This is a genomic window from Actinacidiphila sp. bgisy144 (assembly GCF_057708105.1).
Window position 1 is genome coordinate 196,322 of the sequence record NZ_JBYIRM010000012.1, and the last position, 21,473, is coordinate 217,794.

General features: G+C 72.1%; 19 protein-coding genes and 1 pseudogene. 9 read left to right on the plus strand and 11 right to left on the minus strand.

Features of this window, described 5'->3' with window-relative positions; all coding sequences use genetic code 11:
• Positions 1–65: 65 nt before the first annotated feature.
• Positions 66–518 carry a DUF4442 domain-containing protein gene (locus tag AC3EVP_RS16690; protein ID WP_435130730.1) on the minus strand — a complete coding sequence of 151 codons (453 nt, stop codon included), beginning with the start codon at positions 516–518 and terminating at the stop codon, positions 66–68.
• Positions 519–590: 72 nt separating this feature from the next.
• On the opposite strand from AC3EVP_RS16690, the gene AC3EVP_RS16695 reads away from it, so the two are divergent.
• Together AC3EVP_RS16695 and AC3EVP_RS16700 are read left to right on the plus strand one after the other, a co-directional pair.
• Positions 591–1,853 carry a DUF8017 domain-containing protein gene (locus AC3EVP_RS16695; protein WP_435130731.1) on the plus strand — a complete coding sequence of 421 codons (1,263 nt, stop codon included), beginning with the start codon at positions 591–593 and terminating at the stop codon, positions 1,851–1,853.
• A 66-nt stretch (positions 1,854–1,919) separates the two neighbouring features.
• Positions 1,920–3,308, plus strand: a complete 1,389-nt coding sequence (locus tag AC3EVP_RS16700) for an MFS transporter (RefSeq protein WP_435130732.1) — start codon at positions 1,920–1,922, stop codon at positions 3,306–3,308.
• 110 nt (positions 3,309–3,418) lie between these two features.
• Here the strand turns inward: AC3EVP_RS16700 and AC3EVP_RS16705 are convergent, their stop codons facing one another.
• A complete protein-coding gene (locus tag AC3EVP_RS16705) occupies positions 3,419–4,249 on the minus strand; it encodes a spermidine synthase (RefSeq protein WP_435130761.1) in 831 nt (276 codons plus the stop codon).
• 266 nt (positions 4,250–4,515) lie between these two features.
• On the opposite strand from AC3EVP_RS16705, the gene AC3EVP_RS16710 reads away from it, so the two are divergent.
• Positions 4,516–5,748: an MFS transporter gene (locus AC3EVP_RS16710; RefSeq protein WP_435130733.1), complete on the plus strand. Its 1,233-nt coding sequence runs from the start codon at positions 4,516–4,518 to the stop codon at positions 5,746–5,748.
• Positions 5,749–5,897: 149 nt separating this feature from the next.
• Here the strand turns inward: AC3EVP_RS16710 and AC3EVP_RS16715 are convergent, their stop codons facing one another.
• On the minus strand, positions 5,898–7,151 hold the full coding sequence (locus AC3EVP_RS16715; protein WP_435130734.1) for a gallate dioxygenase: 1,254 nt from the start codon (positions 7,149–7,151) through the stop codon (positions 5,898–5,900).
• 98 nt (positions 7,152–7,249) lie between these two features.
• On the opposite strand from AC3EVP_RS16715, the gene AC3EVP_RS16720 reads away from it, so the two are divergent.
• A complete protein-coding gene (locus tag AC3EVP_RS16720; RefSeq protein WP_435130735.1) occupies positions 7,250–8,200 on the plus strand; it encodes a LysR substrate-binding domain-containing protein in 951 nt (316 codons plus the stop codon).
• 79 nt (positions 8,201–8,279) lie between these two features.
• Here AC3EVP_RS16720 and AC3EVP_RS16725 read toward each other — a convergent pair whose 3' ends face one another.
• The 3 genes from AC3EVP_RS16725 to AC3EVP_RS16735 all read right to left on the minus strand — a co-directional run bounded on the left by AC3EVP_RS16725 (position 8,280) and on the right by AC3EVP_RS16735 (position 10,505).
• On the minus strand, positions 8,280–8,723 hold the full coding sequence (locus tag AC3EVP_RS16725; protein WP_435130736.1) for a hypothetical protein: 444 nt from the start codon (positions 8,721–8,723) through the stop codon (positions 8,280–8,282).
• Positions 8,724–8,787: 64 nt separating this feature from the next.
• Positions 8,788–9,984: a globin domain-containing protein gene (locus AC3EVP_RS16730; protein WP_435130737.1), complete on the minus strand. Its 1,197-nt coding sequence runs from the start codon at positions 9,982–9,984 to the stop codon at positions 8,788–8,790.
• A 68-nt stretch (positions 9,985–10,052) separates the two neighbouring features.
• Positions 10,053–10,505 carry an RrF2 family transcriptional regulator gene (locus AC3EVP_RS16735; RefSeq protein WP_435130738.1) on the minus strand — a complete coding sequence of 151 codons (453 nt, stop codon included), beginning with the start codon at positions 10,503–10,505 and terminating at the stop codon, positions 10,053–10,055.
• 121 nt (positions 10,506–10,626) lie between these two features.
• On the opposite strand from AC3EVP_RS16735, the gene AC3EVP_RS16740 reads away from it, so the two are divergent.
• Complete coding sequence (locus AC3EVP_RS16740) at positions 10,627–11,073, plus strand: hypothetical protein (protein ID WP_435130739.1); 447 nt, start codon at positions 10,627–10,629, stop codon at positions 11,071–11,073.
• A gap of 81 nt (positions 11,074–11,154) precedes the next feature.
• Positions 11,155–12,063, plus strand: coding sequence for a TVP38/TMEM64 family protein (locus tag AC3EVP_RS16745; protein ID WP_435130740.1), 909 nt, complete (start codon positions 11,155–11,157; stop codon positions 12,061–12,063).
• Here the strand turns inward: AC3EVP_RS16745 and AC3EVP_RS16750 are convergent.
• Complete coding sequence (locus tag AC3EVP_RS16750) at positions 12,017–12,634, minus strand: flavin reductase family protein (protein WP_435130741.1); 618 nt, start codon at positions 12,632–12,634, stop codon at positions 12,017–12,019. The two genes, AC3EVP_RS16745 and AC3EVP_RS16750, sit on opposite strands and share 47 nt — an antisense overlap.
• A 117-nt stretch (positions 12,635–12,751) precedes the next feature.
• On the opposite strand from AC3EVP_RS16750, the gene AC3EVP_RS16755 reads away from it, so the two are divergent.
• Positions 12,752–14,425 carry a recombinase family protein gene (locus AC3EVP_RS16755; protein ID WP_435130742.1) on the plus strand — a complete coding sequence of 558 codons (1,674 nt, stop codon included), beginning with the start codon at positions 12,752–12,754 and terminating at the stop codon, positions 14,423–14,425.
• A 611-nt stretch (positions 14,426–15,036) separates the two neighbouring features.
• Positions 15,037–16,242 (plus strand): IS256 family transposase, encoded by a 1,206-nt coding sequence (locus AC3EVP_RS16760; protein WP_435130762.1) that lies wholly within the window; start codon positions 15,037–15,039, stop codon positions 16,240–16,242.
• A 23-nt stretch (positions 16,243–16,265) separates the two neighbouring features.
• Here the strand turns inward: AC3EVP_RS16760 and AC3EVP_RS16765 are convergent, their stop codons facing one another.
• From AC3EVP_RS16765 to AC3EVP_RS16780, 4 genes and pseudogenes are all read right to left on the minus strand, one after another.
• Positions 16,266–18,074, minus strand: a complete 1,809-nt coding sequence (locus AC3EVP_RS16765; RefSeq protein ID WP_435130743.1) for a relaxase/mobilization nuclease domain-containing protein — start codon at positions 18,072–18,074, stop codon at positions 16,266–16,268.
• A 337-nt stretch (positions 18,075–18,411) separates the two neighbouring features.
• Positions 18,412–18,774 carry a DUF6086 family protein gene (locus tag AC3EVP_RS16770; protein ID WP_435130744.1) on the minus strand — a complete coding sequence of 121 codons (363 nt, stop codon included), beginning with the start codon at positions 18,772–18,774 and terminating at the stop codon, positions 18,412–18,414.
• 28 nt (positions 18,775–18,802) lie between these two features.
• Positions 18,803–19,103: pseudogene (locus tag AC3EVP_RS16775) on the minus strand (L-serine ammonia-lyase, iron-sulfur-dependent, subunit alpha); the annotation flags it as partial.
• A 183-nt stretch (positions 19,104–19,286) separates the two neighbouring features.
• Positions 19,287–20,249 (minus strand): transcriptional regulator, encoded by a 963-nt coding sequence (locus AC3EVP_RS16780; RefSeq protein WP_435130745.1) that lies wholly within the window; start codon positions 20,247–20,249, stop codon positions 19,287–19,289.
• Positions 20,250–20,601: 352 nt separating this feature from the next.
• Between AC3EVP_RS16780 and AC3EVP_RS16785 the strand changes: the two genes are divergently transcribed.
• Complete coding sequence (locus AC3EVP_RS16785; protein ID WP_435130746.1) at positions 20,602–21,399, plus strand: G1 family glutamic endopeptidase; 798 nt, start codon at positions 20,602–20,604, stop codon at positions 21,397–21,399.
• Positions 21,400–21,473 lie beyond the last annotated feature (74 nt).

Here is a 21,473-nt window from a genome sequence, read left to right on the forward strand (position 1 = left end):
CACGTCCTGTCCGCTCAGCGGTGCGCTTCCGGTCGGCCGGCCGCTCCCCCGCCGCGGCGGGGACGTCAGCTGTTGGGGCGCAGCGTCCAGACGACGGTCATCCGGCCGGTCTCGGCACCGTCCTCGCGGGTGAGGACGACCTCGACCGGGAACTCCGGGCGCCGCCCGGTGTCGAGTTCGGCGACGACGTCGGCGGCGGGGCGGCCGAGGGTAGCGGTCGCGCGCACCTGCCCCCGGGCGATCTTGGTGTAGGTGACCTCGACCCGCACCGGCAGCGGGACGGCGCGGGTGAGCTGGTCGCCGAACGCGCCGATCACCACGGCGCCGGAGGCGGACTCCCCGGCGGTGAACATCGCGCCCGCGTGCGGGCCGCCGACGTGGTTGCGGTACTCGGGCCGGTCGGGCAGCGCGACGACCGCGCGCTCGGCGGTGGTCTCCAGGTACTCCAGGCCGAGGGTGCGGACCATGGGCACGGTGGAGCTGAGGATTTCGCCTATCGGGGACAACGTGTCTGACATGGCCGCATGTTACCAGTCAGTATCCTGGTCCGGCGTGGAACCCGACCGGCCTCTCCCCTAGTGTTTCGAGCCATGTGGCCAGGAGACCAGCAGCACGGGGGAGAGCAGAACCCGCAGGGCGGCCCCCCGCAGCACCCGCAACAGCCGAACACGCAGCAGCAACCGCAGCAGGGGCAGCAGCCGCCGCAGTCCCCGCAGGCCCCGTACGGGTATCCGCCCAACCCGTACGCGCAGCCCGGTTACCAGCAGCCGCCCGCCCCGCCGTACGGGCAGCCCCAGCAGCCACCCGCACCTCCGTACGGCCAACCCCAGCAGCCGCCGGCGCCGCCCTACGGCCAGCCGCAGCAGCCGCCTACAGCTCCGTACGGGCAGCCCGCGCCCGGCGGCCCCTATCCGCAGTCCGGCTACCAGCAGCCCGGGCAGGCTCCGGCCGGCGGCTACCCCACTCCCCAGAGCTGGGGCCCGGCGGTGCCCGGCGGCCCTGGTGGACCCGGCGGCCCCGGCCTGCCGCCGGAGAAGGACAACCGCAGGCTGACCATCGCGATAGCGATCACCGCCTCGCTCGCGGTCATCGCGGCCGTGGCGGTCGGCGCGGTCTACCTCACCGGCGACCACGGCAAGAAGGACGACGCGAAGGGGCCCGCCACGCCCACCGCGACGACGCCCGCGAAGCCCACCGCCACCCCGTCCCCCACCGACACCTCGACCGGCGGCGCGGACGACAACGACAACCCGCGCAACGGCGGCACCGAGATCAAGGCGGTGATCCCCGGCTGGCAGGTGGTCCGCCGCGACCAGCGCAACGTCGCCTTCGACGTCCCGCCGGGCTGGACGGTCGACAGCGAGGGCATGAGCGTCGGCTTCAGCAACGACAAGGGCGACCCCGAGGTCATCATGAGCGCCCCCGCGTACTACAAGCACGCGTGGTGCAAGTCCTCCGACGGCGAGGCGGACCGCGCGGCCGTCGGCACCAAGGGCGGCAGCGGCGCGAAGAGCCTGAAGGACGCCGCCGACAACGAGGCCGAGGCGTGGGCGTACTGGGCCTACCAGGTCAAGGGCAAGGGCACCTTCTCCAAGGCCCAGGACAGCAAGGCGTTCTCCAACAGCTACGGCATCACCGGCTGGCAGGCCGAGGCCACGGCCACCAACGTCGTCAAGGCCAACAAGTGCGAGCCGCCGAGCGGTGTCGCCTACACCGTGGCCTGGACCGACCCCTCCCAGACGAAGCCGACCCCGGTGGTGTGGGTCCTGTACGCCGACACGGGCGTCTCCGACGCGCTCACCAAGGCCACCGTGGACAAGATCAAGAGCACCATCCGGCCGATCAAGAAGTAGCGCGGCGCGGCCGCGGGAGCCGATAACGGTTGGCGCTTCACCCGGTCCTTCCTGGATAGTGCCCGGGTGAAGCGCACCGCCCCCGGCTCCCGTCCCCGCCCCGGCACCGCCCGGAAGCTGCTCGGCCGGCTGCCGGCCCTGCCCGAGCCGCCCGCGTGGGCCGGGCGGGACTTCCGCCTGCTGGTCAGCGCGTCCCTGGTCGCCAACATCGGCAACGCCGGCGCCACGATCGCCGCCGCGTACGCGGTCATCGACCAGGGCGGCAGCGCCACCGACGTGGGCCTGGTGGTGGCCGCCCGCACTCTGGCGCTGGTGGTCTTCCTGCTGCTGGGCGGCGCCATGGCCGACCGGCTGCCCCGGCAGCGGGTGATGGTCGGCGCCAACCTGCTCAACGCCACCTCGCAGGCCGCGTTCGCGGTCCTGGTGCTCACCGGCTCGCCCGCGCTGTGGACGATGGCCGCGCTGGCCGCGGTGGGCGGCACCGGGCAGGCGTTCTTCTCGCCCGCCTCCGAGGGCATGGTGCTGTCCACGGTGGACTCCGCCCACGCGGGCAAGGCGTTCTCCGTCTACCGGCTGACCATGAACGGCGCGATCATCGGCGGCTCGGCCCTGGGCGGCGCGCTGATCGCCGCGATCGGCCCGGGCTGGGTGCTCGCGGTCGACTCCGCGGGGTTCCTGTGCGCCGCGGCGCTGCGCGGCCGGCTGCGTGTCCCGGCCGCCCCGCGGGCCGCCGGGTCGGGCAGCAGCATCGTCGGCGAACTGCGCGAGGGCTGGCGGGAGTTCGCCGCCCGCCCCTGGCTGTGGGGCATCGTGATCCAGTTCGGCATCGTCAACGCCGTGGTCACCGCAGCGGAGACCGTCTACGGCCCGCTGGTCGCCCGGGAGCACCTGGGCGGCGCCGCGCCCTGGGGGCTCGCGGTCGCCGCGGGCGGGGTCGGCACCTTCTGCGGCGGCCTGCTGATGGTCCGCTGGCGTCCGCGCCGGATGCTGCTCGCCGGCACCCTCGGCATCTTCCCGATGGCGCTGCCCGCGGCCGCGCTCGCCGGCGCCGTGTCGGTGCTGCCGCTGTCGACCGCGACCTTCGTCGCCGGGGTCGGCGTGGAGGTCTTCGCGGTCGGCTGGATGCTGGCGCTGCACCAGGAGATCCCCGAGGACAAGATGTCGCGGGTGTCGGCGTACGACTGGCTGGGCTCGATCTCGCTGACCCCGATCGCCACCGCGCTGTCCGGTCCGGCCGCGAACGCCTTCGGCCGTACGAACGCGCTGTGGGGCTGCGCGGCCATGGTGCTGCTGCTGACCGGCGCGGTGCTGCTGGTGCCGGACGTACGGCGGCTGGAGCACCGCCCGAAGACGGTCACGGTGCCGGTCGGGCCCGCCGGCGCCGCGCCGGTACCGGCCGGGCAGGCCGCCGCACCTGTCGCGGACGGCCCCGCAGGGGCGCCCGGTGCGAGCTGAGCCGGCGTCCGCGCGCCGCCGGCCCGCGACGCCGGCCGGGCCCGGCAGCTCGCCGAGGAGTTCGACGGCGCGCACACCGTCGTCGGCGACCTCGCCGTGTCGGCCTCCGCTCAGCCGACCGTGAACGCCCCGCCCGGCGGCTCGGGCGAGTCGGCCGCCGCCGCGTCCCGCACCGGCGCTCCCGGGAACGCCCGCACCGCCTCCGCCGTCCCCAGCACCCGCGCCGGGAACGCATCGGCGGCGCACCGCCGCGCCACAGCGGCCAGCGGCAGTTCCCCGCGGGTGGCCGCGAGTACCGCGTTGCCGTACCGCCGCCCGCGCAGCACCCCCGGCTCCAGCAGCACGCACACCTCCGCGTCCGCGCCGAACGCCGCCCGCAGGGTGGCCAGTTGGGAGCCGAGGAAGGTGAACGGCGCGGCGTCGGCGAGGTTCGCCACGTACAGCCCGCCGCCGCGCAGCACCCGGGCCGCCTGCGCGGCGTACTCGAGCGTCGTCAGGTGCGCGGGGACCCGCGAGCCGCCGAAGACGTCCGCCACGAGCACGTCGGCGCTCGCGTCCGGGCGCGCGGCCAGCCACTCCCGCGCGTCCGCGACATGGGTGCGGACGCCGGGCGCGTCCAGCGGCAGGTGCTCCGCGACCAGCCCGGCAAGGCCCCGGTCCGCCTCGATGACGTCCTGCGCCGCGCCCGGCACGGTCCGGGCGAAGCGGCGCGGCAGGGTCAGCGCGCCGCCGCCGAGGTGGACCACGTCCACCGGCGCGGCCCGCGTGTCGCACACCGCCTCGACGACGTACGCGACACGCCGTACGTACTCGAACTCCAGGTGCTCGGGGTCGGCCAGGTCCACGTACGACTGCGGGGCGCCGTCCACCGTCAGCAGCCACGCGTCCGCGCGGTCCACGTCCGGCAGCAGCTTCGCCACCCCGAAGTCGACGGTCCGCATCACCGCCACAGCTTCGCCTTCCACCCCGCCATCCTCCCGCACCCCGCGCCCGCGCACCGACCACCCCGCCCCGCCCCGCCGCGCTCCCCCGTCCGTTGCTCACCCGCTCCCCCGCTCCCCCCGCTCTCCCCGCTCTCCGTCGGGTGACGCAACCGTCGACGGTTCTTCATCCTCTGGTGACGTACGGGAATTCAGCACGTGGGAGACTTTGTTCCGTTGGTAAACTTAAAGTCCGTCCCCACCCCCGTTCCGTAAAGGACCCCTCCATGCCCCTGGCCATCCTCGCCCTCGCGGTGAGCGCCTTCGGCATCGGCACCACGGAGTTCGTGATGATGGGCCTGCTGCCCAACGTCGCGGGCGACCTCGGTACCTCCGTGCCCACCGCCGGTTACCTCGTCTCCGCCTACGCGCTCGGCGTCGTCGTCGGTGCGCCGCTGCTCACCGCGCTCGGCTCCCGTGTCCCCCGCAAGCGCATGCTGCTCCTGCTGATGGGGCTGTTCACCGTCGGCAACCTCGCCTCGGCCTTCGCGCCGGGGTACTGGACGCTGCTGGGCGGCCGGTTCCTGTCCGGGCTGCCGCACGGCGCGTTCTTCGGCGTCGGCGCGGTCGTCGCCTCGCGGCTGGTCGCCGAGGAGCGGCGGGCGCGCGCGGTGGCCGCGATGTTCCTCGGGCTGACCGTCGCCAACATCGTCGGAGTGCCCGCCGCCACCGCGCTCGGCCAGCACCTCGGCTGGCGCGCGACGTTCGTGGTGGTCTCCGCGGTCGGCCTGGTCGGCCTCGCCTCGCTCGCGCTGCTGGTGCCGCGGCTTCCCGTCGAGGAGCACGTCGGTGTGGGCCAGGAGATCCGGGCGCTGCGCGAGCCGCAGGTCGTACTCGGCCTGCTCACCGCGGTGTTCGGGTTCGCCGGGGTCTTCGCCGTCTACAGCTATCTGGCCTCGATGATGACCGAGGTCACCGGTTTCGCGGACTCCTCGGTGACGCTGCTGCTGGCGCTCTTCGGCATCGGCATGACGCTCGGGGCGCTCGCCGCCGGCCCGCTCACCGACCGCGCGCTGCGCCCGACCCTCTACGGTTCGCTCGCCGCGCTCGCCGTGGTGCTGGTCGGGTTCCACTTCGCCGCGCACTCCAGGATCGCCGCGCCGATCGCGGTGGTGGTGCTGGGCGGGGTGGGCTTCATGACCACCACGCCGCTCCAGATGCTCGTCATGAACAAGGCCCGGCACGCCCCGACCATCGCCTCCGCCTCCAACCACTCCGCGTTCAACCTCGCGAACGCCGGCGGCGCCTGGCTCGGCGGCGTGGCGATCTCGGCGGGCTGGGGCTGGACCTCGCCGACCCTGGTGGGCGCGGTGCTGGCCGTGGCGGGACTCGGGATCGCGGTGACCGCCGGGCTGCTCGACCGCCGGGCCGGGGCGTCAGCGTACTCGACGTCCTCGGCGTCCTCGGTGGTCGCCGGCGGCGGGCCGAGGGTGCGGCAGGACGTGCAGGAGCACGCGTAAGGCGTGTCCTCGACGGGGGAGCCGGCACCCGGCTCCCCCGCACGGGCCCGCCTCGGCCCGCCCGGCCCGTGAGCACACGTCGAGAGCCGCACGCGGTCGGCACGCGGTGCGGACGCGGTACGGCCGCGGTGCGCGGCGGGCGACCGGCGCTAGTCGGGGCGGACGGAGTACAGCAGCGGGGTGTTGCGGGAGGCGAGGAAGGCCTCCAGGGACTCCCCGCGCATCGCCGCGTAGATCTCGGGGTTGGAGACGCCGACGACCGCGCCGAGCTTTTCCAGCATGAAGAAGATGACGCCGTAGTGGATCAGGCCGCTCCAGTCCCGGCGGCGGACGAGGTCGCGCTCCTCTTCGGTGAGGGCCGCCGCCTCGAACGCCGCCTCCTCGTCGGCGAGGAACCGTTCGCGGTACTCCCGGTCCACCATGCCGTGCAGGAACTTGTTGAGCCGGTACGCCTTGACGCCGGCGGCGATGTCGTAGGGGTAGGTGCCCGGCAGCCGCTCGATCCCGGCCAGTTGCTCGGCCATCCGCGCCCGGTGGCGCTCGGCGGCGGCGCTTTGCAGCCCGATGTCCCCGTTCTCCAGGACGAGCGTCGCGACGCCGGTCATCGAGGGCAGGTCGTAGGAGCTGTACACCCGGCGCACGTCGGCGGACAGGGCGCCGCGCATGACCAGCCACATGATCACCTCGGCGCCTTCGAGCCCGCCCAGGGTGGCGTACTCGGCGTGCGTCATCCCGGCGAGCGCCTGCGGGTCGGAGGTGACGGCGTCGAGGAAGCGGCGGTCCCACTCCGGGTTGTTGAAGCCCGCGCGCTCGCCGTGGACCTGGTGGGACAGCCCCCCGGTCGAGATCACCGCGACCGACATGTCCTGCGGGTAGCTCTCGACGGCCCGCCGGATCGCCTGCCCGAGCTTGTAGCAGCGCGCCGCCGTGGGGATCGGGAACTGCAGCACGCCGATCTGGAGCGGCACCACGGGCACCGGCCACGCGCCGCCGGGCCGGTCGAAGAGCACGGACATCGGTGAGAAGAACCCGTGGTCGAGCGGCTTGTCCTGGAAGAAGGCCATGTCGAACTCGTCGGTGACCAGGCTGGAGGCCATGTGCCGGGCCAGCGCCGGCTCGCCCGGCACCGGGGGCAGCCGGCGCGCGCCGCCGCCCTCGTCGGCGACCGCGTACCGGGCGCCGACCCCGAGCGTGAAGGCCGAGTAGTGGTCGAAGAAGAACGAGGTCATGTGGTCGTTGAAGACGTAGACGACCGCGTCGGGCCGCTTGTCCTCGAGCCACTGCCGGACCGGGGCGAAGGCGTCCAGCAGCTGGTGCGGTGCCCCGTCCTCGACACCGCGGTCGTGGGCGAAGCCGATGGTCGGCGTGTGCGACGTGGCGATGCCGCCGATGATGCGGGCCAAGGCGATCTCCTCCGCTGGAGCTGGGGTGGAGCCGAGCCTATGGATGACCGCAGGTCATGTGAATTGACGAAATTGGCCCGGTTGAATAACTTCCCGTTATGGAAGAGCTGCCCGGTACCGATGCGCTCCCGGACCCCGCGCTCTCCCGGCTCCGGCTGCGGCATCTGACCTGCTTCGTCGCCATCGCCGAGGAGCGCACTCTCGCCGGTGCGGCGGTACGGCTGGGGCTCAGCCAGCCGGCCGTGTCCAAGACGCTCGCCGAGCTCGAACTCGTCGCCGGGCGCCGCCTGGTCGACCGGGGCCGCTCGGGCGCCGCGCTCACCGACGCCGGGACGCGCTTCCTGCGGCACGCCCTGGAGGTGACGGGGGCGATGGCCTCGGCCTCCCAGGCACTGGTCCGCGAGAGCGCCCCGGGCGTGGCGCCGCTGCGGATCGGCGCGCTGCCGACCGTCGCCGGCGGGGTGCTGGCCCGGGCGCTCGCCCGGCTGCACCGGGAGCGTCCGCACGCCTGGGTGCAGGTGGTGTCCGCGGCGAATCCGGAGCTGGTGGCCGCCCTGACCGCCGGGCGGATCGACTGCGCGATCGGCCGCATGGCCGAGCCGAGCACCATGCGCGGGATCTCCTTCGAACTGCTCTACACCGAGTCGCTGGCCGTCGTCGCCCGCCCGGGGCACCCGCTGGCCGCGGCCGGCGCCGACCGGCCGACCGACCCGGCCGCGCTGCGCGGCTACCCGCTGCTGGTACCCGAATCCGGCACCGCGCCGCGGCTCCAGGCCGACGCGCTGCTGCGGTCGATCGGCCCCGGCACCGCGACGCGCTGCACCGAGACGCAGTCGCTCACGGTCGCCCGCGCGGTGGCGGTGCAGTCCGACGCGGTGTGGATCACCTCGCGGCACGCGGTACGACTCGACGTGGAGCAGGGGTGGCTGACGGCGCTGGACGTCCCGGTGCCGCAGAACGCGGAGCCGGTCGGCATCCTGCGCCGCAGCCGCGCCCGCCCCACGGACCTGGCCGAGGAGGTCTTCGAGCTGATCAGGGCGTCGATCTGAGCGGTGCGCCGGTACGTCCGAGGGCGCGCCGGTACGTCCGAGGGCGCAGGTACGGAAAGGGCCCGGCCGGGGCCGCGGGTCAGGCCGCGAGGGTGTGCAGCGCCGCCGCGCCCAGCGCGAGCAGCGCGAGGACCTTCACCGACTCGGTGGCCACGTAGACGTGGTGGGCGCGGGAGCGGGGCAGCTCCTCGCCCGCCAGGACGCGGTCGGAGCGCCGGTTCAGGCCCGGCCGGATCGCGAGGAGCTGTGCGGCCATCATCGCCGCCGCGACCGCGGTGGGCACCGCGACCGCGACCGGCGGGCCGCCGGCGGCGACGGCGACGGCCGCGACCACCCCGGCGGCGAGCACCGCCTCGATCCGGTTGAGCACCCGGAAGACGATCCGCCCGATGCCCAGCCCGACGGGCACCGTCACACCCGGGGCGCGGAACTTCAGCGGCGCTTCCAGGAACGAGATCCCCAGGACCATCCCGCACCAGGTGAAGGTGAGCGCGGCGGCCACCGCCGCCGAAGTGGCGTTCATCGTACGGACTTTCCTCTGCTTACCTCGGCTTACCTCGGCTTGTCGTCTTCCGCCGGCGTGCCGGTTACTCCTGGCCGAGCCAGAGGTCCGGGCCGAAGACCTCGTAGTGGACGTCCCTGGCCGCAACTCCCGCGCGCAGCAGGTCGCCGCGGACCGCGCGCATGAACGGCAGCGGCCCGCACAGGTAGGCGGTCAGCCCCGCGGGCAGGTCCAGCGCGGTCAGGTCGGCGCGCCCGGCCGCCGCCTCCGGTGCCTGGTCGCCCGGCTGCTCGTACCAGACGTGGAAGGCGGCGTTCGGCAGCGCGCGGACCAGCTGCCGGTGCTCCTCGCGGTGGGCGTGGTCGGCCGGGCCGCGGTCGGCGTGCACGACGGTGACCTGGCGCTTGCTGTCCTGAGCGGCCAGCCGGCCGAGCAGGGACAGCATCGGGGTGCTGCCGATCCCGGCGGACGCCAGCAGCAACGGCCCGTCGCCGCCGGTCAGTTCGAGGTCGCCGAACGGCGCGGAGACGGTGAGCTCGTCACCGGCAGCCGCGTGTGCGTGCAGCCAGGAGGAGACCTCGCCCTCCGGCGCGGCGCCGCCCCGCACGCGCTTGACGGTGATCCGCCACTCCTGGCCGCCGGGCGCGCCGGACAGGCTGTACTGGCGTATCTGGTGGGCGCCGTCGGCCAGTTCGACCCGCACGCTGACGTACTGCCCGGGGCGGAAGTCGCCGGCGGGCGCGCCGTCGGTACGGCGCAGGGTGAAGGAGGCGGTGTCGGCGGTCTCCTCGCGGCGCTCGACGACCTCCATCGGCCGCCAGGTGCCGCCCTCGGGCACGCCGGCCTCGCGGTAGAGGCGGGCCTCGACGGCGATCAGCGCGTTGGCCATCAGCCAGTACACCTCGTCCCAGGCGGCGGCCACCTCCTCGGTGACCGCGTCGCCGAGCACCTCCACGATCGCCGCGAACAGGTGCTGGTGGACCAGCTTGTACTGGTCGGCGGTGATGCCGAGCGAGGCGTGCTTGTGGGCGATCCGGCCGAGCATCGCGTCGGGCCGGGCGTCGGGGTGCTCCAGCAGCATGCCCGCGAAGGCGGCGATGGAGCCCGCCAGCGCCTTCTGCTGCTCGCCGTTGGCCTGGTTGCCGCGGTTGAACAGGTCGCGCAGCAGCTCCGGGTGGTCGGCGAAGAGCCGGACGTAGAAGCGTTCGGTGATCTCACCGATGGCGGCGCCGACCACGGGGAGGGTGGCGCGTATGACGGGGGTGGACTGCTCGGAGAGCACGGCGACTCCTCAGGAGAATACGTATCTGCTGTGCGCGTTTCAGGTGGACGGATGCCGCCTGCGGCGCCTCACGGGGTTCGGTGGCCGACCAGTCCGATGAGGACCGGTCCGGTGGGCGACTCCACCAGGTCGTCCACCGTGAGCGGGTCGAGCGTGGCGTAGAAGGCCTGCTGGGCCGCGCGCAGCGCCTGCCGGAGCAGGCACGCGGCCCGCAGCGGGCAGGGCGGGCCGGACGGGCCGCCGTCGCAGGAGACCACCTCCTCCTCGCCCTCCAGCTCCCTGACCAGCCATCCCACCGAGGCGCGGCGGCCGAGGGCGGTCAGCTCCAGCCCCCCGCCGCGCCCGCGCCGAGTGTCCAGCACGCCCAGGTGCCGCAGCCGCGTGATGGCCTTCGCCATGTGGGCGTGGGGTACGTCCACGGCCTCGGCCACCTCGCGGGTGGTGAGGTTCTCGGCCGGTCCGGCGGCGGCCAGCCGCATGACGGCGCGCAGTGCCAGGTCCGTGAACTTCGTCAGCCGCATGACCCGAAGCTATCAAAGACGCATGTAAGGTTCGTATTCAGGGGGGTCGGAACCGGCCCGGCCCGGACCCTCAGGCGCCGCGGCAGCGCACCTACCCACGCATCGGACGGACGAGCACTCCATGGCGGACCCGACCACGGACCCCCGCAGTTCCGGCGACCCGCACGGCACCGACGTGCCCCGGGTGCTGTGCGACCTCGGCGCGCTGTCCGCCGCGGCCGAGTCCGCCGGGGCCGACGGGGCCGACGAGGGCGCGGCCGCACCGGCCGGGGCGCTGTGGCGGCTGACCGAGCCGGGCCGCCAGCTCGACGCGAACCTCGTCCGTCTCCCGCCGGACGCGCGGGTTGAGGCCCGCACCGAGGGCGACCTCGATGTCCTGCTGGCGGTCGTCGCCGGCGGCGGCACCCTCGGCGGCGCGCCCGACCCGCAGCCGCTCGCGCCCGGCAGCCTGGTGTGGCTGCCGCACGGCGCCGCGCGCTCCCTGGCGGCGGGCGCGGCGGGCCTGTCGTACCTGACCGTCCACCGCCGCCGGCCGGGTATGAAGATCGGGCGCCGCACGGACACCTGACAGCCGCCTGCGCGTGCGCGGCAGTTGACGCGCGGCGGCCGCGCTGCGCGGCCTGCCGGCCGGCTCGGTTAGGCTCGGCGGATGGCGAAGCCCGGGGCCGACCTGACGCCCGAACCGCCGGGGCCGCGCGCCCGTGGCATCCGTGACGTCCGCGACCTGCGGGACCTGCGGGGCCTGCGCCGGGCCGCGGCGCGCACCCTCGTACGCTGCTCGCGCGGGATGATGGCGCCCTGGACGCGCTTCGGGCTGCTCGTCGCGGTCCTCGCCGCCGGGATCGCCCTGGTACTCGCCTGGCACCCGCAGCAACTGCTCACCCACGGCTGGCCGCCGCGGACCTCGGGCGCCACCGCTGTCCTGGTCTTCGCGGTGGCGTACGGCGTCGCGACCGTCGTGTTCGTGCCGCGCCCCCTGCTCAACGCCGCGGCCGGGGCGCTCTACGGCATCCACGCGGGGCTCCCGGCGGCGATCGGCGGCACCGTGCTCGGCGCCGGGCTCGCCTTCCTGCTCGGCCGGTTCCTCGGGCGCGACGCCGTACGGCCGCTGCTGCGCGGCCGGTTCGTGCTGTCGCTGGACCGGCAGCTCAGCCGGCACGGCTTCCGCAGCACCCTCGCGCTGCGACTCTTCCCCGGGGTGCCGTTCGCCGCCGCGAACTACGCGGCGGCGCTGTCCCGTATCCGGCTGGCGCCCTTCCTCACCGCCACGGCCGCGGGCAGCGCCGCGAACACCGCCGCCTACGTCGTCGCGGGCGCCCGGGCCGCGTCGCCGACCTCCCCGGCGTTCCTGCTCGCGCTGGGCTTCCTCGGGGTGACCGCGGTCGCGGCCACCACCTTCGCCCGGCGCCGCACGCGCGGCGCCCCCGCGCCCGCGGACGGGCTCGGCGATGCGCTCGGCGACGGGCTCAGCAAGTGGCCGGACGAGGCGCCCGGCGACGGGTCCGCCGAGGTCAGCGGCCCTGCGGACGCTGCCACTCCTCCAGCGGAATCCGCTTGATCTCCAGGATGTCGCCGAGGGCGCCCCACTCGTCCTTGCCGAGCCGGGCGAGCGGCCGCAGCGCGCGGATGTCCGGCAGCCCGTCGGCCATCACCGCTTCCGAGACCGCCGCGTAGACCACGCGCCCGAACACCACGGTCGAGTCGCCCAGCCGGACCGTGCTGTGCAGTTCGCACTCCAGCGCCACCGGCGACGCCGCCACCCGCGGCGGCTTCACCCGCGCACTGGGCTCGCGGGCGATCCCCACCTCGTCGAACTCGCTCACCCCGTGCGGAAAGGCGGTCCCCGTGGCGTTGATCTCCTCGAAGAGGTGCTCCGGCGCGAGGTTCACCACGAACTGCCCGGTCTGCTCGACGTTGCGCACCGAGTCCTTCCGCCCCACCGACGTGAACTGCACGATCGGCGGGCTGACGCACGCCACCGTGAAGAAGCTGTGCGGTGCGAGGTTGTCAGAAACCCCGTCTCGGTCGGTCGTCGACACCCAGGCGATCGGCCGGGGCACAACCACCGAGGTCAGCAGCTTGTAGAAGGCGTTGCGGTCCGTCTGGGCAGGGTCGAAGTCGATGCGCATGGGGCCAGTATCCACGCGTTCGACGTCGCCCATACCAGGGGATCGCGCCGCGACCAAACCTTCGGTTCTCCGGACAGTGCCCGGTATCGGACGACTACTGGACCGAAAGCCGAGCCCGTGACCACCACCCCACCGTCCCCTTGGGACGATCTCACCATCCCGCCCCATGCCCGCAAGCGCGGCGTCACCCTCAACCTGTACGACCAGCTCTCCGCCTACGTCCCGAAACGCCCCGGCGCCTACCTTCGGATCTCCAGCGACCGCTTCGGCCTGGAAGCAGGCGTGGACCGCCAGAACGACGACGCCGAAGACACCCGTGCCCGGCTCGGCTGGGCCCCGTTCGCGAAGGTCTACCGCGAGAACGACACCTCGGCTTTCAAGAAGCGCAAGGTCATCCGCCCGGACGGCTCCATCGACTGGGTCGTCCTGCGCCCGAAGTTCCGGCAACTCCTGGCCGATCTGGCCGACGGGGTGATCGACGGCGTCATCTTCTACGACCTCGACCGCCTCGTCCGTCAACCTCGCGACCTCGAAGACCTCATCGACATCGTCGAGTACGTCCAGCACCCGGTCGTCGGCGCCACCGGCGGACGCATGAACCTCATCAACGACAACGACCGCCACATGGCCCGCATGATGTGCGTGATGGCGCTGAAGTCCTCCGAGGACACGGCCCGCCGCGTCGCCCGCATGCACCTCGCCGCCGCCCAGCAGGGCAAGGTCCAAGGCCGGATCGCCTACGGATGGATCCGCTCGGGGCCCGACAAGGGCCGCCACCTCCCCGAGGAAGCCGGCGTGGTGCGCGCCCTCTTCGCCGGCTGCCTCATCGGCGAGACCGCCTACTCCCTCGCCGCCGGCCTCAACGCACGTGGCATCCCGGCACCGCAAGCCGACCGCTGGTCCTCCACGACCGTCAACAAGATGCTCCGCAACCCCCGCTACGCCGGCATGGCCTCCTACGGCGGCAAACACCGCATCGAACCCGCCCTCGAATGGGACGGCTGGTCACACGTCCTCTTCGACGACGACGGCCACCCCCTGCTCGGCAACTGGGACCCGATCATCGACCCCAAGGACTGGTCCCGCGTCCAGTTCGAACTCCAACTCCGCCGCCAAGCCTCCGGCATCCCTGCCGGCAGCAGCCGCCCGCCCGTCACGCCGAAGTACCTGCTCTCCGGAATCCTGCGCTGCGGAAAATGCGGCCGCGGCCTGGTCAGCAACCTGGACCGCAAAAAGAAATACCGCACCTACCGCTGCCCTCCCTCCGCTCACGGCGGCTGCGGAGGCATCCACATCGCCGCCGGCACCACCGAGAAGGCCGTCGAGCGAGCCCTCACCACGTACTTCGAACAGCTCCTCGCCACGATGCGGCACCAGCACCGGCACGACGACACGGCCCCGGACACACAACTGATCAACACGCGCAGCGCCCTCGCGGCCGAACACGCCCGTAAGCAGGACCTGATGCGCCGGTGGGCCGACAACACCCTCGCTCAAACGGCCCTCACCGAAGACGACTTCTTCCAGCTCATCCACGCCATCAACAAGAAGATCGCCACACTCCAAGACCTCCTCGCCGCCGCCGAAGCCTCCACCCCCACCACGGCGCCCCCTCCCGACGCCGACCAGTGGCTGCACGGGACCGTCAACCAGCGCCGCACTCTCATCCGCCGCTACCTCCACGGCATCACCGTCCAGCCAGCCCCCAAGGCGCACGTCTTCAACCGCACCCACATCGTCCACGAACGTCTCCAACCCCACTGGCGAACCGCAGAGGAACTCGCCGCCTAAACCTGACGGAGGGTGGACTCCGGCGTCCTGCCAGCCGGAGCCCACCCCCGTCAACCTCATGCAGCCAACTGGACCAACACCTTGCACAGCCACACCACCTCCAACTCCCCCACCGTCGGTGCCCCGCTCAAGAACTCCTCCACCCACTCCCGCTCGCCCGCACTCAAGTCCTCCCCAGTCCCCGGGCGAACCCGAGACAAGTCCTCGCCCCCGAAATTCGTCACCGTCCGACAACGACGCACCACGAATCACCTCACCCATCAGCTCACGAATAGCACCGTCACCACGATCACCCCACACCCCCGCTTGGAGCAGCCGCAGATTGGTGGTACGGAGCCGACGGCACCTACGGCAGCCAGATCGCCAACCCATCCAGTGCCCTGTCCCCAACGCGTCCTCAACGAGTCCCCACGAGGCCGCACGGCCGAGCTCACGGAGCATCGCCCCAGCTCAGAACATGACTGAACTCTGCCGCAGCAGATTGGCCGGGAGTGTCTAATAAACGGCGGATCTGTTGATCATGGAGACGCCAAGTGAGTGAGATGACGATCGAGCCGGAGTCCGTGCCTGAACTGGCCGGTGCGGCCACGTCGGACGAGCAGTTGATCGCGATGCTGGTCGAGCGGGCCCGGAGTGAGGGCATGCAGCTGACCGGTGCCGGCGGGCTGCTGCAGCAGTTGACCAAGCGGGTGCTGGAGTCCGCCCTGGAGGGCGAGATCACCGATCACCTCGGCTATGACAAGCACGATGCAGCTGGCCGGAACAGCGGCAACAGCCGCAACGGCACCCGGACGAAGACCGTGCTGACGGATGTCGGTCCGGTCGAGGTCAAGGTGCCCCGGGATGTGGAGGGCAGCTTCGAGCCGCAGATCGTCAAGAAGCGGCAGCGTCGGTTGACGGGCGTGGACGAGATGGTGTTGTCGCTGTCCGCGAAGGGCCTGACCCATGGGGAGATCTCCGCTCATCTGGCCGAGATTTACGGCGCCGAGGTCTCCAAGCAGACCATCTCCACCATCACCGACCAGGTGATGGACGGCATGGCCGAGTGGCAGAACCGGCCGCTCGACCGTGTTTATCCCGTTTTGTTCGTGGACGCCATCAACGTGAAGATCAGGGACGGGAAGGTCGCCAACCGGCCCGTCTACGTCGTCATGGCCGTCACCGTCGAGGGCACCCGCGACATCCTGGGCATCTGGGCCGGAGACGGGGGCGAGGGCGCGAAATACTGGCTGCAGGTGTTCACCGAGCTGAAGAACCGCGGCCTGGACGACGTGCTGATGCTGGTCTGCGACGGCCTCAAGGGCCTGCCCGATGCGGTCGAGACGGTCCGGCCCCGAACAATCGTTCAGACGTGCATTGTTCATCTCCTGCGCAACAGCTTCCGATACGCCTCGCGCGCGGACTGGGACAAGATCGCCAAGGCGCTCAAGCCTGTCTACGCGGCGCCGAACGAGAGCGCGGCAGCCGAGCGCTTCGGAGAGTTCCAGGACGCCTGGGGGAAGAAGTACCCGGCGATCATCAGGCTGTGGGAGAGCGCGTGGGCGGAGTTCGTGCCCTTCCTTTCCTTCGACGTCGAGATCCGCACCGTCATCTGCTCGACGAACGCCATCGAGTCCGTCAACGCGCGGATACGCAAGGCTGTCCGTGCCCGCGGGCACTTCCCCACCGAGGCCGCCGCCCTGAAGTGCGTCTACATGGCGCTGATGAGCCTGGATCCGACCGGCAAGGGCCGCAAGCGCTGGACCATGCGCTGGAAGGCACCCCTGAACGCCTTCCAGATCGCCTTCGAAGGCCGTCTAACCCCGGCCAACAACTGAACCCCAACAACCAAGATCAGCCGTTAAATTGACACACCCCGCTTTCGCTGGAAGGCCGGCGAACTCGCAACTGATTGTTCAGCGCTGCGGGAAATGAGCGCTGCCGTCCGCTTGCGTTTTCGGTTTGGGGAGTGTGAGGACACGGCGGCCTTCGGATCGTCGGGCCAACCCTGCGGCTTGGAGGGTGCGGCGGTGGGGTGTGCGGGGAGGGCGGTGAGGCGGCTCAGCCGCCAGACGAGGACGTCGTTCACGTTGTCGGCGGAGTCGAGTTCGCGCATGTCGATGGCTTGTTGGAGCAGGGTGTCGGGGTCGTGGCCGGCTGCTCGGGCCTGGGCGAGGGTGGCGGCCAGGGCGTCGTGGCGCCGTTCGCCGTCCGGCCGCGGCGAAGCGCTTTCGGGTAGGGCTGCGCGGATGTTGGCCTCGTACTTTTGGCGTTCGGCCGCGGGCATCGCGCGGCCTTGGGCGTGGAGGGTACGCAGGGGTGCGGTCGCGGCCTGCCGATAAGCGGCACGGAGGTGCTGGGCGGTCTGGCGGGACGCTTCGGCCTGTTGGGCGTGGCCGCGGGCGGAGCGCCAGTGGGCGGCGGCGAGGGTGAGCAGGACGAGGGTGGACAGGAGCATGGCGGTGGTGGCTCCGTCTTCGCCGCGACCGAGTGCGCTGCCCGCGTGGATGATGCCGCGGGCAGCCGATCGAAGAGCGCGCGCGTCGGCGTGTTCGGCGCGGATGTGGCTACGGGTGGCGCGTTCGAAGGTGCGGACGGCGGCAGCCAGTTCGGCGCGGGTGGCGGCTGGGGAGGTCTGGGCGACGGCGTCGAGGAGTTCGCCGGTGCCGACGAGTTGGGCGGCGGCTTCGTCGTTGCCGTTGTCCAGGGCGAGGGCGGCGTGTTCGGCTGCGCCGGTGGCGATACGGCGGCCGCGGGCGGTCGGCGACCAGTCGGTCCGACCGGTGGCCGTGGCCCGCTCACCCGCAGCGCCGTCGGAGACGGTGCCGGTCAGGCGGAGGCGGATCTTGGGCAGGGACAGGTCGGGGGCGAGCTTGGAGCCGGGGAACCATACCGGCTCGCCCGCCCGGTTACGGTCGCCCGGCAGCGCGACCGCGTACCCGATGGTGTCTCCGGAGGGCGCCTCGCGCAGCTTGATCCGTACGCCCTTGTCCCGCAGCCGGGTGAAGAACTCGGCCTCGTCCGCGGCGCCGGCCACTGCGTGGCGGACGGCCTCCCGCAGCGTGTCGCGCGGAGTCTCGTCGCGGCCGGTGCGCTCGGCCTTGAACCGTTCGGCGCTGGTGGGGTTCTTCGCGGCGGTGCCATCACCCGCCTTCAGCCGGCGCAGCCCCAGCTCCTGCTCGATGCGGCGGCATTCGGCCTGGGCCTTCTTGAAGTCGTAGTTCATGCGGGGGCGGCGCAGGTCGCCTCGGACCATGGTGGCGAGGATGTGGATGTGGTCCTCGGCGTGGCGTACGGCGACCCAGCGGCAGCCGTCCGGGTCACCGTCGGGTACGAGTCCCACGGCCTGGACGAGGCGGCGGGCGACGCTGTTCCACTCGGCGTCGCTCAGGGGCCGGTCCCCAGGGGCGGTACGGACCGAGCAGTGCCACACGTGCTCGGCCGGCGCCCGGGCACCGGCCTGCTTGACGCGCAGGTCCAGTGCGTTGGCCAGCCGGGCGAGGGTGGCCCTCGGGTCGGGGACGGGGCTGGTGTCGCGGCCGGGGTCGGGAGCGAAGCCGTCCCAGGAGCCGACGAGGTGGGGGTCGACGTGCTCTTCACGCCTGCCCGGTCCGTAGAGGTAGACGAGCAGGCCGTAGGTACGGGCGCCGCGCCCTACGTCGGGGACCATCACGTCCGCCTCCTGACGAGGTGGTCCGCCGCGTCGTCGACGCGGGCCAGGACACGGGTCAGTACGGCGAGCGCGTGGTCGAGTTCGCCGGGGCGCGGTTGACCGTCGGCCCATCCACCTGCGGTGCAACACCACGGTGGATGGTTACACATCGAACCGTACACCTAACTCTCCGACGTTCGTCAAGTGCGGTGGCGCCATCCAGCGGCCAGCCGCTCCAGTCGTCCACTGGAGTGGATATGATCGGGCACGGGCAAGCAGGCCCTGACATAGCCGACAGACATGAGCGCACCTTCGCGGAGCTGCTCGACTACCTCTTCGGACTCGGTCGTTCCGGTCAGCGAGGCATGCGCTGCCCGAGCTCCCGTGTCTTCTCTCGCAGCCCCGCGCCCCAGGCACGTCCTTCGGCCGGAGCGGATATCCCTGCGGCTACGGAAATCTGGGCATCTTCGAGTACGCCCTCCGGCAGGGATCGGAACTGTGCCCAGTCCGCCCTGATCCCGGCGCGCTCGGCGAGAACCAGCACGGTGGCGGTGAACCCCTCGGAGGGCGCAAGCACTACGGCGTGGCTTGTTCTTCGGTGCTGCACCAGTAGGGCGTTGACGAGGATCTCGAAGACGGCCGGGGCGATCTGGCACTCGTCGTTCTCCATCGGTCCGATGCCGGATAAGAGTTCCAGCTCCGCCTCGAAAACCGACACTTGGCGTCGAACCCGACGGGAAACCCCGGCCGCCGCAAACGCTCTCCTCGTACTCGATCTTCATGTCCGCGCCGGTCTCGTTCATGGTCCTGATGACCTTATCGAGGGAGACGTGGTGGCGGCCATCGCGGCGCATCGCCATCCGGGCGGCGGTGACCGTCTTGACCGCGGCCATGCCGTTGCGCTCGATGTACGGGATCTGCACCAGGCCGGACGGGTCGTAGGTCAGGGCCGTGTTGTGCTCCATGCCGGTCTCGGGGGCGTTCTCCACCTGCTCGGGCATACCGGCCCAGAGCCTCGGCCAGGCCGCCCGCGGCCATCGAGCAGGACCTGTCCGGGCGCCGGACGCGACCCCGCTGTGGGCTCTGACCTGAACTCGGCAGCGTCCCTGCCGCTCGAAAGGCGCTGGCGCACATTGCAGCACGCCGCCATCAGCCCAGCCGGATGGACGACTTCGCCCGGGTCCCCCTCGTCGTCAACGGGATCTGGAATTGAGGAGCGTTGAGAAAACGTTACTCGGCATGCTGGTGCTGGTCTTCGGCGGCAAGTTGCCATCGCCAGGAGATGCCTGTTCGTCCTGGACCCGCCTGGGTGCTGATGACGTGGGCGCTGCCCCCGGAGAGCGTCAGCCTACGGTGCTGTTGACGGCCCTGACCAGCGGTGCCGCCATGGGAGACGACTTCCACGGGAAGCGCAGAAGGGTCGAACTGCACCTCCATCACGCAGTTCCCGGCCGGAGACTGATGGTGGACAATGAACTCGCGGCTCAGGGGGCGGGGTTCGCCGTGGATCAGGGTGACATCGAAGATGGCGGTCTCCCCACGCCGCAGCGCACGATCGAACAGCAGTTCCTGGACGATCATGCCGGTCGCGGTGTTCTCGAATGCGGCGCCTCGACGGCACGGCGGGCGCACCTCGACCCGCGGTACGGAGCCGGGCGTATCCGGAACGTGGGTGAGGATCGCCCGGTCCGGGCCGTCGCGCTCGGCCCGCACGACCTGCCGGAGCCAGATGCGATGCTCCCGTCCGTGGGCATCGAGTTCCAGACGCGCGTGGCGGCTGAGGCACCGCAGCGAGGAGATCCAGCGGGTATCCACCACGCAGAACGCCTCGTCGAGTTCTCTGCGCCGTGGCTCGGGCCAGACCTCGATGAGCCCCGGGGCGCCGGCTGCCATGCCCAGCCACCGCTTCCGGGACCTCGGCGGACCCAACAGGGCGCTCAGCGCGCCCGACGGCACCTCCAGGACCCGTTCCAGTGAGCCGAGCGCGGCGAGCGCGGCGGTCTGAGAAGGCTGGTACCGGCCCGAGCGCCAGCAACTGAGAGTCGCGGTGGACACCGGCGTACCGGCGAGTTCGAGGCGCTGGCGGATACGGTCCAGGGTCAGCCCACTGGACTCCATCGCCGCTCCCAGGGCAGCGGCGAACGGCCCGTCACGCAGTAGGGCGGTCAGCGATAGAGCGTCGTTCTCCGGCATGCCTACCACCTTTCCCCGAGGGCTGCGCTTGCAGTTCGCGGTCTGCTGAACCCCACTGGCCGGCCGAGGGCATCGCTCCGACGGCTTGGCACCCACCGAACTCACCGGCACGAGACGTGTCAAGAGCGTCCGCGCGACGGCTACCCGCCGTAGGCGGAGCGGCGCCGCGAGCGGAAACGGTGCGGCAGACCGCCGGTGTCGGCAACGCCTAACCCTTAACGGGCTGTTGATATTGCCATGGCCATGGCGCCTGCAGCAGCCTATCCACGTCGGCGTCGAAGCCGCCGACTCTCCCTCCCGGCGCCGGGATCACCGCACGCAGCCCCCTCCCCCTCACGACTGGAGAGCGTCCATGCGAACTTCCCGCGTCCCCCTCTTGCTGAGCGTCCTGGCCGTACCGGCAGTGCTCGCACTGGCAGCACCCGCCGCGTCTGCGACCACCGTCCAGGGCAGCCGCACCGCCGCCGCGGCCTCGCAGGTCGGCGGTGACCACGCCGTACAGGTCCACCGCGGCAGCCGCAGTACCTCCTACTCCGGCAACTGGTCCGGTTACGCGGCCGCCAACGGCAACGGCGGCGACACGCAGGTGTCCTCGTCCTGGGTCCAACCGGCCGTCGACTGTACTGTCACCCCCTCGGGCATGTCCTCGTTCTGGGTCGGGCTCGACGGGTGGACGAACGACGCGCTGGAGCAGACCGGCACCGAGGCCGACTGCGTCAACGGCCAGGCCAGCTACTACGCTTGGTGGGAGGTGCTGCCCGCGAACCAGAGTCTCTTCAGCGGCGTCACCGTGGCTCCCGGCGACCGTCTCAGCGCGGACGTGGTCGACAACGGGAACGGAACGTTCACGATGACCCTCGCCGACGCAACGCGCGGGTGGACCCGTACCAAGACAGCGGCCGGCTCGTCGAACCGCCAGGACAACTCGGCCGAGATCATCGCCGAAGCCACCTCCAACTACGGCGTCATACAGCCGCTTCCGGACTTCCGGACGGTGACCTTCACCGATGCCACCGTCAACGACAAGGGCATCGCGGGCTCTTCGCCCTTCGGCATCACCATGCGCAACAACGACAGCCGTGACATCACCGCCGTTCCTGGCAGCCTGTCCGGGGGGTCCTTCCCGGTCACCTGGCGCCAGGAGGACTGACGGCCCTTCCATCAGCGCACGGCGGGCGACCCGCACGGTGCGCGGGCAGCCCGTCGGTCCCACGCCGCCTGCGC